This is a genomic window from Clostridium sp. CTA-17 (assembly GCF_054767895.1).
Window position 1 is genome coordinate 21,263 of record NZ_BAAABF010000002.1, and the last position, 11,786, is coordinate 33,048.

Annotated in this window: 12 protein-coding genes and 1 riboswitch; of the genes, 10 read left to right on the top strand and 2 right to left on the bottom strand. The window is 27.2% G+C overall.

What is annotated here, in order from left to right; all coding sequences use genetic code 11:
* Window positions 1-43 precede the first annotated feature (43 nt).
* The 10 genes from ACYUCG_RS04435 to ACYUCG_RS04480 all read left to right on the top strand — a co-directional run bounded on the left by ACYUCG_RS04435 (window position 44) and on the right by ACYUCG_RS04480 (window position 9,490).
* Window positions 44-853: a RelA/SpoT domain-containing protein gene (locus tag ACYUCG_RS04435; protein ID WP_139933651.1), complete on the top strand. Its 810-nt coding sequence runs from the start codon at window positions 44-46 to the stop codon at window positions 851-853.
* A gap of 335 nt (window positions 854-1,188) precedes the next feature.
* Window positions 1,189-2,889: an MFS transporter gene (locus ACYUCG_RS04440; RefSeq protein ID WP_060794401.1), complete on the top strand. Its 1,701-nt coding sequence runs from the start codon at window positions 1,189-1,191 to the stop codon at window positions 2,887-2,889.
* Window positions 2,890-2,935: 46 nt separating this feature from the next.
* A riboswitch (TPP riboswitch) is annotated at window positions 2,936-3,039 on the top strand.
* A gap of 123 nt (window positions 3,040-3,162) precedes the next feature.
* Entirely contained in the window at window positions 3,163-3,357 is a 195-nt protein-coding gene (gene thiS / locus ACYUCG_RS04445; RefSeq protein WP_060794402.1) for a sulfur carrier protein ThiS, read from the top strand.
* Window positions 3,358-3,432: 75 nt separating this feature from the next.
* On the top strand, window positions 3,433-4,242 hold the full coding sequence (gene thiF / locus ACYUCG_RS04450; protein ID WP_139933649.1) for a sulfur carrier protein ThiS adenylyltransferase ThiF: 810 nt from the start codon (window positions 3,433-3,435) through the stop codon (window positions 4,240-4,242).
* A 123-nt stretch (window positions 4,243-4,365) separates the two neighbouring features.
* Window positions 4,366-5,130 carry a thiazole synthase gene (locus tag ACYUCG_RS04455; protein WP_003449693.1) on the top strand — a complete coding sequence of 255 codons (765 nt, stop codon included), beginning with the start codon at window positions 4,366-4,368 and terminating at the stop codon, window positions 5,128-5,130.
* 12 nt (window positions 5,131-5,142) lie between these two features.
* A complete protein-coding gene (gene thiH / locus ACYUCG_RS04460; protein ID WP_060794404.1) occupies window positions 5,143-6,246 on the top strand; it encodes a 2-iminoacetate synthase ThiH in 1,104 nt (367 codons plus the stop codon).
* Window positions 6,247-6,280: 34 nt separating this feature from the next.
* The gene (locus ACYUCG_RS04465; protein WP_460268191.1) at window positions 6,281-6,862 is read left to right on the top strand and encodes a thiamine phosphate synthase; all 582 of its coding nucleotides are present in this window, start codon (window positions 6,281-6,283) and stop codon (window positions 6,860-6,862) included.
* Between the two features lie 111 nt (window positions 6,863-6,973).
* The gene (locus ACYUCG_RS04470; RefSeq protein WP_131336372.1) at window positions 6,974-7,402 is read left to right on the top strand and encodes a DUF3783 domain-containing protein; all 429 of its coding nucleotides are present in this window, start codon (window positions 6,974-6,976) and stop codon (window positions 7,400-7,402) included.
* A 171-nt stretch (window positions 7,403-7,573) separates the two neighbouring features.
* Window positions 7,574-8,125, top strand: coding sequence for a sigma-70 family RNA polymerase sigma factor (locus tag ACYUCG_RS04475; RefSeq protein WP_460268192.1), 552 nt, complete (start codon window positions 7,574-7,576; stop codon window positions 8,123-8,125).
* Window positions 8,126-9,490: a DUF4179 domain-containing protein gene (locus ACYUCG_RS04480; protein ID WP_283683153.1), complete on the top strand. Its 1,365-nt coding sequence runs from the start codon at window positions 8,126-8,128 to the stop codon at window positions 9,488-9,490.
* Between the two features lie 139 nt (window positions 9,491-9,629).
* Here the strand turns inward: ACYUCG_RS04480 and ACYUCG_RS04485 are convergent, their stop codons facing one another.
* Window positions 9,630-10,418 carry a CPBP family intramembrane glutamic endopeptidase gene (locus ACYUCG_RS04485; RefSeq protein WP_460268193.1) on the bottom strand — a complete coding sequence of 263 codons (789 nt, stop codon included), beginning with the start codon at window positions 10,416-10,418 and terminating at the stop codon, window positions 9,630-9,632.
* 163 nt (window positions 10,419-10,581) lie between these two features.
* A complete protein-coding gene (locus tag ACYUCG_RS04490; RefSeq protein ID WP_460268194.1) occupies window positions 10,582-11,442 on the bottom strand; it encodes a ComEC/Rec2 family competence protein in 861 nt (286 codons plus the stop codon).
* Window positions 11,443-11,786: the final 344 nt, after the last annotated feature.

Below are 11,786 nucleotides of genomic sequence, written 5' to 3' on the forward strand. Positions count from 1 at the left end.
GTGTATTACATACAACAATAAATTAAAACAAGGGGAGATAGTTATGAGAAGTTTAAATAAAGAAGTTTTTCTTCAAAAATATCCTCACGTAGAAGAACACATAGAAAAAAATAAAATTAAATTTGAAGATTTAGAGAGAATATATAATGATTTTGTAAAGTTTGAGGGGTCTTATTATAATCAAGCTGATTTTATAGCAAATATACTTCGTTCTAATGAAAATGTTCATTCTGTTAAATCAAGGATAAAAAATCCAGATAGATTAATAGAAAAAATAATACGAAAAACAGAAGATAGAAAAGAAAAATATGGTGAGGATTTTTACTTTAACGAGTATAACTATAAAAATGAAATAACTGATTTAATAGGAATAAGAGTTTTACATATATTTAAGGATCAATGGAAGGATATACATGATTTCATAATAAAGACTTGGAATGTAATTGAAATAACAGCAAATATAAGAGATGGAGATGATAGAAGTATATTTGATAATCTGGGTATTGAAGTTATATCAAGACAATCAGGATATAGATCAGTTCATTATTTAGTTGAACTAAATTTTACCCAAGATAGTACAACAATAGCTGAGATACAAGTAAGGACTATTTTTGAGGAAGGATATGGAGAAATTGATCATAGACTAAGATATTCCCATCAAGAGATACCAGAGATATTAAAATCTAATCTTTTGCTTTTTAACAGAATTGTAGGAAGTGCAGATGAAATGGCTTCTTTAATAAATATGCTAAATAATAATTTAGATGATAAAGACAACTATTATGAAACTAAGCTAAAAGAAAAAGATGAAGAAATAAGAAAATTAAAGGAACAAATTGAGCAGTTAAAATAGCTAAAATGGGTTATATCAAAATAATTGGTGAATAAAACTTACAAATATTGAGTAAGACACTATTTATAGGTTTTATACTTTTATTTTGATATAGCCCTTAATTTTTAGAAAATATAATGTTAACAAAATATTAACTAAATATGAATAAAAATAAAATAAATACTGGGTTTTAATGAATTTTGGGAGAATTTAAGAAAATTCAAACTTTGATTTTAGAAGTTTTAGATAGTAAACTGAACATAATTCACTGTGAGTTTTATTAATAGTATTTAAAAAAATAATATTAATAAAAGTCACACTTAGAATAAGTAAAAACTTAAGAAAGGGTGACAATAATGAAGAAAAAATCAGTTGGAATTACCATGGCTGTCTTTTTACTAGGAATATTCATGGGAGCTATTGATTCTGGCATAGTTTCACCAGCAAGAGATATAATAGCTGAGGGATTAAAAGTTTCACAGAATGCTAGTGTTTGGGTTGTAACAATATATACCTTAGCATATGCTGTATCAATGCCTCTTATGGGAAAACTTTCTGATAAGTATGGTAGAAAAAAAGTTTACATGGTTTCAATAACTCTATTTGGACTAGGTTCCTTACTATGTGGAATATCAGACTATGTAAATAGTTATACATTTTTATTATTTTCAAGGGCTATAGAAGCAATAGGTGGCGGAGGTATAATGCCAATAGCTACAGCGTACATAGGAACATCATTCCCAGTGGAAAAAAGAGGTTCAGCTTTAGGAATGATTGGAGGAATATATGGAATAGCAACAGTTGTAGGACCAAGCTTAGGTTCTGGAATACTTTCTATCTTTGGAGATAAAAACTGGGGCTTTTTATTCTTAGTAAATGTTCCAATCAGTATAATAATATTACTTATGGCAACTAAATTAGAAGAAAATACTTCTGCACAAGGAATTAAGAAGTTAGATATTCTTGGTTCAGGTGTATTAACCATATTAATCTTATCATTAATGTATGGAGCTACAAACTTAAGATTCTATGATTTCACTAATTCAATAAAATCACTAGATGTTTGGCCATATCTTTTAATATTTATAATATCAATTCCAGTATTAGTTTGGGTAGAAAGAAAAGCCGAAGATCCAGTAATAAACTTATCTTACTTTACTAATAAGGAAATAGCTATAACTTTAATATTAAGCTTTGTTGTAGGGTGTGGATTAATGGCAACAGTATTTATTCCTCAATTTAGTGAAAATATATTAAGAACTCCAATGGGGAGTGGTGGATATATAGTTACAATATTTGCAATATTTGTAGGTATAGCAGCACCTTTAGGTGGAAAATTTATTGATAAAATAGGGGTTAAAAAAGTATTATTAATAGGTATGTGTTTAGTTATAATAGGTAACCTTTATCAAGGATATGTAACAACTAAACACCCAGGTATGGTTAATTTAGTAATAGGACTAGCTATTATGGGATTTGGGTTAGGCTTCTCTATGGGAACACCAATAAACTATTTAATGCTTAGCTTAGTACCGGATAATGAGGCTACAGTTGGACAATCAGCAGTATCATTAGTTAAATCTATAGGTATTGCAGTTTCACCCAATATTCTTATTAACTTTATATCAGATGCTGGTAGAAGAGTACCAGAAGCATTACAAAAAGTTATGCCACATGTGGATGGAATGTCTAATATAATGTCAAACAGTGGTGGAGCTTCAAGCTTTGCTAATTCAATGGGAAATGCTAGTGTTACGAATATATTTAGTCTTATAAAAGGAATGGTACAATCACAATTTGCAACTTTAGGAGACAAGTTTGCTAATAATCCTCATATGAACATTGACATGATTGAAAAATCATATATGCAAAGTTTAGATGGAGCTAAAAATGCAATAGAAACTGCATTCCAACAAACAATGAATACTGGATATACTAAATTGTTTTTAACATGTGCTATTATAGCTTTAATAGGATTAATATTAACAGCTATGTTAAATAATAATTTAATAACAATGAAAAATAGAAGATTAGAAAATAAGGAAAAAACTAATTGATAAAAAATGTTTTTTGAGTTATGATAAATAAAAATAAATAATTTTAAGATATTGCTAGGGGTGCTGTAAAAGGCTGAGAGGGATTTTTAATCCTAACTCTAATAACCTGATTTGGTTAATACCAACGTAGGGAAGTATATTTTAAGTTGTGATTTTTCATATTAGAAAATATTATTATGATTAATTAGAGAATATATTTTTAAAGGTTTAGCAATATTGCTAAACCTTTTTTGTTGGTATAAAAGCGATAGTTATTGGGAAAGAGGTGAAAAGATGATTGTTAATGGTAAGAAGTTAGAAAAGGGTGAACTTAATACAGTTTATGATTTACTAGAAAGTTTAAATGTAAATAGTAACAGGGTTGTTGTAGAACTAAACAAAGAGATAGTTAATTCCTGTAATTATAATGAAATATTACTTAATCATGAAGATGTAATTGAGATTATTGCCTTTGTTGGTGGAGGATGATTAAGAATGATTTAAGAAGTCTAAACAATAAAAGGTCATTGAAAATAAAAGAGAAAAAAGATAAGAGGAGCCTTTATGAATATAAAGATTAATGAAAAGTGGAGAGAGGTAAAAGAAAATTGCACAGTGTATTCTTTAAAAAATGAAGAATTTCCTGATTCTCATGTTATAGTTTTAAATGGATTTCCACTTGTAGAAGATAAGGAGCTTAATGATGGAGATAGGGTTGTCTTTATAAAAAAGGGAATTATGCCTAATAAAGAGGAGTTAGAAGAACTAATGGTATCTAGGCATACACCAGGTATTCATGAAAAACTAAAAAGAATTAAGGTTTTAATAGCTGGATGTGGAGGCCTTGGATCTAATATTGCTATTTCCTTAGGAAGAATAGGGGTTGGAAGTATAAGTTTAGTAGACTTTGATATAGTAGAACCTTCTAATTTAAATAGGCAACAGTATTATATTGAGGATATTGGAGAATTTAAAGTAACTGCTTTAAAAAGAAACTTAATTAGAATAAATCCTTTTATAAAAATAGAAGCTTTAAATCTTAAGCTTTCTGAAGATAATATGGGTATTTTACAAGGAGCTGACATAATAATAGAAGCTTTTGATAATCCAGATTACAAAGCCTTATTAGCTAATTATGTTTTAAGTAATATGAAGGACAAATTTTTGATTTCCTCTTCAGGAATGGCTGGCTTTTATGATTCAAATTTAATAAAAACAAAGCAAATAACAGATAAGTTTTATATTTGTGGAGATTTAGTAAATGAAGCTAGGGAAGGCTGTGGATTAATGGCTCCTAGAGTGGCTATATGTGCAAATCACATGGCTAATTTAGTTATAGATATAGCTGTTAATAAAATAGAATTTCAAAAATAAATAATAGTAAAAATAGAGTGAATTTTAATTGCTTTTTAGACAGAGTTTATATATAAAAAATAAAATACTAGTCTAAAATATGAAGAAATAAGAAGAGTAGTGAGTAGAAAAGGGGAGTTTTTTATGGACAAGTTAATAATAGGTGGAGTAGAAATAAAAAATAGACTTTTTGTTGGAAGTGGTAAATATCCTTCAAATGAAATAATAAAGGATGTTTTAGAGGGAAGTGGCTCTCAAGTTATAACTTTAGCTTTAAGAAGGGTAGATTTAGATAATAAGGAAGAGGATATTCTTCAAAATATACCTAAGGATGTAATACTACTTCCTAATACTTCTGGGGCAACTAATGCAGAGGAGGCTATTAGAATAGCAAGGATAGCAAGAGCTATGGGATGTGGAAACTGGATAAAGATAGAAGTTATATCAGATTCTAAGTATTTGCTTCCAGATAATGAAGAAACCATAAAGGCAACTAAGGTATTAGCTGATGAAGGCTTTATTGTCCTTCCTTATATGTGTCCAGATCTTTATGCAGGAAGAAGATTAATAGAAGCTGGAGCGGCAGCTGTAATGCCACTTGGTGCACCTATAGGAAGCAATAGAGGGTTAAAGACTAAAGAATTGATTCAAATAATGATAGATGAATTAGATATTCCTATTATAGTTGATGCAGGTATAGGAAAGCCATCACAGGCTATGGAAGCCATGGAAATGGGAGCGGCAGCTTGTTTAGTTAATACTGCCATAGCATCCTCAGAAGATCCTATAAATATGGCTAGAGCTTTTAAAATGGCAGTAGAAGGTGGCAGATTAGCTTATGAAGCTAAAATGGGAAGAGAATCAAAGTTTGGAAATGCTTCATCTCCACTTACTGGATTTTTAGATTAGGAGATGATTTAATTGAGTTTTTATGATGTAGTAGAAAAATATAGAGATTTTGATTTTTATGGATATTTTGATTCTGTAAAAAAGGAAGATGTATTAAGAAGTATTTATGAAAGAAATAAGAGACCAGAGGATTTACTTAATTTAATATCTCCTATGGGAGAAGAGTTTTTAGAAGAAATGGCTCAAGAAGCAAGAAATCTATCCTTAAAATATTTTGGAAGGACAATATTACTATATACACCTATGTATATCTCAAATTATTGTGTAAATAAGTGTTCATATTGTGGGTATAATGTAGAAAATAAAATATGTAGGAAAAAATTAAATCAAGAAGAAATAGAAAAAGAGGGGGAAGCTATTTCAAAGGATGGATTTAAACATATTCTAATATTAACAGGGGAAAGTGAATATCATACTCCAGTAGAGTATATAGAAGAGAGCATTAAAACTTTGAAAGAGAAATTTCCTTCCATAACCATTGAAATATATCCAATGACAGAAGAGGGATATAAAAAGGTGGTAGAAGCAGGTGCTGAAGGGCTTACTGTATATCAAGAGACCTATGATGAAAAAGTATATGATAGGGTTCATGTGGCTGGTCCAAAGAAAAATTATAAATTCAGATTAGAAGCTCCAGAGAGAGGAGCAGAAGCTGGAATGAGAAGCATAAGTATAGGAGCCTTATTAGGATTAGCTGATTTTAGAATAGATGCCTTCTTTACAGCAATGCATGGAAAATATTTAAGAGATAAGTATCCTCATATAGATATAAGTTATTCAGTGCCAAGAATAAGACCCTGTGAAGGAGGGCTTAAAAAGTTAAATGAAGTTGATGATAGGGAGCTAGTTCAAATACTTTTAGCCTATAGACTATTTGATCCTCAAGGGGGAATAAATATATCTACTAGAGAAGGAAAGGATTTTAGAAGAAATTTAATTCCCTTAGGAGTGAGTAAAATCAGTGCTGGAGTTTCTACTGAAGTTGGAGGTCATTCTTTAAAAGAAAAAGGTACAAGCCAATTTGATATAAATGATGAAAGTTCTGTAAGTGAAGTTAAGGAATTAATAAAAAGTCAAGGGTATCAACCTATATTTAAGGATTGGCATAGATTTTAAAATAAGTTTTTAATTTTATAAAATGGTGATTTTTATGTTTTTAATAACCAATAGAAAGTTAGTAAATAGGGAAAAATATTTTAATACCATAGAGGAAGCAGGTAAATATGGTGTTAAAAATATAATTTTAAGAGAAAAAGATTTAAGTACAGAGGAATTAATAGAGGTTTATATAAAAATAAGAGATTTAGTTCCAAAGGAAACAAATATAATAATAAATTCCAATATTGAAGCAACAAGGATTTTGAAGGAGAAGTTTATTCATTTAAGCTTTAAGGATTTTAAGAGAAATTTAGAAGATGTTAAATCCTTAGAGGTTGGAGTATCTGTTCACTCTATCTTAGAGGCCATTGAAGTTGATAGATTAGGGGCAAGCTATATATTAGTATCTCCTATTTTTGAAACACAATGTAAGAAGGGTGCAACTCCTAAGGGAATTGATTTTATAAAAGAAATTAAGGAAAAGGTAAATTGCAAGGTCATAGCCTTAGGAGGAATAAATGAACATAACTTTAAAAAAGTATTAGGGGCTGGTGCTGATGATTTTGCATGTATGTCACTTTTATTTATGAGTAATAATATAAAGAAGTGCCTAAATACTTTTAAAGTTCTTTAAATATATGTAGGCTTACTTAAAGAAAAGTGTAAATTATATGATTATTAATAGAAATATGATATAATTGATATTAATTAATAATTACAATTTGTTATCAAAGGAGAATTGATTATGTCATTTGAGAGAATAGATATTTCAGATAGAAGTGAACAAGAAGGAAGAAGTTGTGTAATCTTATATAACTTTGGAAATAAAGAATTAAAGAAAATACAAAACTTTGCTAGAATAATGGGAATAAAAGATCAAATAGTTTTAAACTCTAAAAATGGAGAAGAAACTATAAAGAATATATTAGAAGACGAAATTGAAAAAACAGAAGGTGAAGGAGTTAAAGAAAGAGCAATAATATTTAATGCCATAGCTCCTGGAAAAGTTCATATATTTTTAGAAAATCTAAAAAAAGTAGGCATACAAAGACCGTTAGTTGCAATGGTTACAGAAACGTCTATTAATTGGACTATTGATGTTTTAGTTAAAAATTTAATAGCTGAAAGAAGAGCATTAAGATCAGGAGATATGACTACTCACGAAAACAACTAATTTACAAAGTTTTTAATTTGTATTAATACAGAGAAATTAAATATTTTTTATACTTAAAATCTACAGATATTTTACCTGTAGATTTTTTTTGCTTTTAGGGAACTTTTTATTTACACAGAGAATCTAAATAGTGAATAAAAAAATAGCTATGTAAATAAAAGTGGAGGGGTAATGGAAATAGGAAATTTAATAGAGTTTAATATATTGAAAAATAGAAAAAAGAAAATAAAGAGTAAAGTAAATTTAGCAATGGAAGGTGATAAGGAAGCGTTTATTTTTCTTATTGAAGAAAATATGGATTTCTTTTATAGAGTTAGTAAAAGGATGTTACAAAATGAGTATGATGTGGAAGATGCTGTTCAAAACATGATAATAAAAGCTTATGAAAATATAGTAAATCTAAGGAATGAAGAATATTTTAAAACTTGGATAACAAGGATATTTATAAATGAGTGTAACAAGATACTAAATAAGAGAAATAAGATAATACCTGTATCAGAAATATTTGCTTTGGAAACTTCTGATGAAAAAATAAGTGAAATTGATTTGAAGGAGGCAATTAAAACTTTAAATTTAGAGTTTAGAGTTGTTATAGAATTATTCTATTTTGAGGATTTATCCATAAATGATATAAGTAAAATTCTTAATATACCTAAGGGAACTGTGAAATCAAGATTAAGTAGGGGAAAAGAAAAACTTTTTAAAATTATAGGGGGAGTTTAAATGGGAAAAGATTTAAAGAAAGAATTTGATAAAGAACTTAGGGATATAGGAAAGAAAGAAAATTTAAGAGCTAGTGATGAATTTAAAAATAAAATGATGAAAGTGTTAAATGAGTTACCGGAACGAAACAATATAAGAAAAAAGAAAAAATATAAAAAAGTTATTGGATTTTCATTAATTGGTGTTTTAACACTAGGAAGTGTTTTTAATGTTTATGCTGAAAATAATGAAGCGCTAAAAGCTACATTTTCGAGCATTAAAAAGATATTAAATATAGGAGAAAGTTATTATGAAGAAAAAGGAAAAAATATAAATTTAGAGGATTCATTTTTGGGAACAACTATGATATTAAATGATGTTTATTATGATGGATCAAGATTAGGAATAACATATGAAATAAAAAGTCGCAGTAAGCTAGATAAAAATAAAAAGCCAATTATTTTTCCTATAATAGATAGTGGAGATAGGGAATCTATATATTATAGAAATTTAAATCATGATGGAGAATTTATTGATGATAACACGTATGTTGGGATAGCAGAATATGATTTTACTATGAGTGATTTAGGAGAAAAAGTTAACTTAACATTTTTAGTAAATGATTTATACGGAAATTGGAAGGGGAGATATCCTGAAAAATATAAATTTCAGCTTAGCTTAGATTCAAATGATATAGATAAGTATGTATATAACATAGAAGAAACTATAAATTATAATGGTATTGAATTTAAAATAGAAAACTTAACTAATACTCCTATTCAATCTATTTTAAATTATAAATCCTTAGGTAAGATTGATGAAAATAAAGAAGATATTAGGGGATATTTATTAGAACCTATAATTCTTGATGAAAAAGGTATCCCTATAGAAGTTAAAGGATTTAATTATAGCTTTGATGATAGTAGCAATATTTTAAATGGAAGTGGAAACTTAATATTTGAAGATATTGAGAAAAAACATAAAAATGTATTATTAATACCAGCTTTAAAGAATGGATTTGATGATATTAATGCTGAATTAATTAAAGAGGGAAGTATGGAAATAAAAAATGAGAATAATGGTGCTTTATATGAAATAAACACTTATCAAAATGGAGAAAATCTTGAATTTAGTTTAACTGCTAAGGGATATATAAGCACAGTTAGAGATTTATTCAAAATCACTAAAATAGAGAAGAATATAGAGGGAAATGAAAATTTTTCAGAAGTTGATATTAATTGTGAATTCTTAGGTCTTACAAATGAAGGGTACTCATTTAAAGGAACTATAGAGAATTTTAATAAAGATGCTAAATATAATATAGAGTTTCCAAGAGAAAATTATAAAATAGTTGGAAATAATATAAGCATTAATATTGAAAAATAAGATTAAGGGGCTGTATCAAAAATTAATAAAACTTTTGACACAGACCTTTTTCTATTAAAATTTTATTTATTAATTCGCCCAATAAAATATGTATAAGCTTTATTTTTGTTATGGAATTCAGTATATTTATTGAATTTAATTAAATATTTTCAATTTTTTTTCGAGTCAATTCTGTAAAAATAATAAATAATAAAACATTAACAATAAGTACTATTATGCTTCCTTCCAGTTTGCATAGACCTCCTGAAAGGAGTTTATTCCCTGAAAAATTAACTTCAAGTAAATTAGGATAATCACTAGCTAAAGATACGCCGCCTAAAATAATAGAACCAACTATGTTCCAGATAGAATGAATTATAATTGGAGTTACAAGTGAGTTTGTATATTCTAATATAGCTGTCATAAATAGGCTCATGGTTATAATATTTAATATTGGAATAATTCCATATGTTAATACACCACCATGCATAAGTGTAAATAAAGTAGTTGTTATAATAGTTGAAGTAATAACATTATAGTTCTCTTTTATCAATTGATATAAATATCCACGAATTAATAATTCTTGCATAATTACATTAAGAAATGCAGAGATTATCCATAACCATAATGAAGGAACATAATTTACTTTAAGGATTTTCATTGTCCCTGTTAATATTAAAATTAAAGTAGGAATTAAAAGCCAAATAAGTCCAACACCAATTCCAATACAAATATTAAAAAAAATGTTATTGAAAATATGTATAGTTTTTCTATCTATTATACAAAATATTAGAGTAATGGATATAATTAAAAGAAAAGGAACTAATTCTGCACCAAATCTCCAAATAGCTGCATTATTTGAGGGTATTGTTGGTAAGATACTTCCAATAATGGAAAAAGAAAAAAAGAATAACATTCCTTTTAATAAGACATATAAATTTTTTTTCATGTGTAGCTCTCCTAAAATATTAAATTTTATAAATAAAGTATATATATTATATTAATATTTTATCATTTTTAAACTTTGAAATCATTTATTATCTTATTTAGGAATGTTTTACAATTTAATTATTTATTAATATCTAAAAGTTTTATAATTATAATATTTATATTTAATTAAAATTTATTGATTTTCCGTCTGAAGTTAGAATTATTTCTCCATCTGTATCAGTTCTAAAGGTCTTAATATTATATTTTTTTATTATGTCTAAAGTTTCTCTATGTGGATGTCCATATTTATTATCTTTAGCACAACTTATTATTCCATACTTTGGAGAAACAGCTTTTATAAAGGCATTGCTTGATGAGCTACTAGATCCATGATGACCAAATTTTATTACATCTGAATCAAGAGAAGTTTTATACTTAGCTAAGGCTTCCTCTTCAGCTAACTTTTCAGCATCACCAGTGAATAAATAAGAAGTGTCACCAAAGCTTAATTTCATTATAGGAGAATAATTGTTAAGTTCTTCGTACTCTGATTTTTGAGGAGTAAATACCTCAAATTTAGCTCCCTCTCCTAAATCTATAACCATTCCACCTTTTAATTCTTTAGTTTTTAATCCCTCATCTTTCACTGCTTTAACAAGATTTTCATATGTTTTAGTTGTATGAGTTATTTTAGGAGAATAGAAAGCCTTTACTTCATATTCTTTAAATACATCAACCATTCCACCAATGTGATCTTCATGAGGATGAGTTGCAATAACTAATTCAAAATCATCAATGTTTTTAGCTTTTAATTGTTCTAATAGCTCTTTAGAATTACTTCTTGGACCAGCATCTATTAAAATATCATTTCCATTTACTTTTATGTATGCTGCATCACCTTGCCCAACATCCATATAAGAAATCATAAGTTCAGAGTCCTTAGGAACTTTAGAGCCTTGTGTCAAATCTATTCCAAAATATCCACCTAAAAGAACAACTATAATTCCAATAATTGAGCTAATAATTTTCTTTTTTTTATCCATGTAATAAATCTCCTTGTATTTTATTTGTGAGAATTAAATTCATCAATAAGAATTATAGTTTAATATGAGATTTAATAGATGTACATTGTTTATATTAAGAGTAAACTTTTTAATAAAATTAAAATTATTATTTTAAAGATTTAATAATTTAAGTAATCTTATGACAATATAGATAATTATTAAGCTATAAGGAATAATTAAAATGAGAAATTAATTACAATGTAGTATACCTAACTAGTTTTTAGAAAAAATTTTCTATGATGTTTTGATCAAAGATAATATATGAATTAATTGAAAGAAATACAATTTAATGGTAAAATTAGGTTGTAGTAAAGGTTTAAATT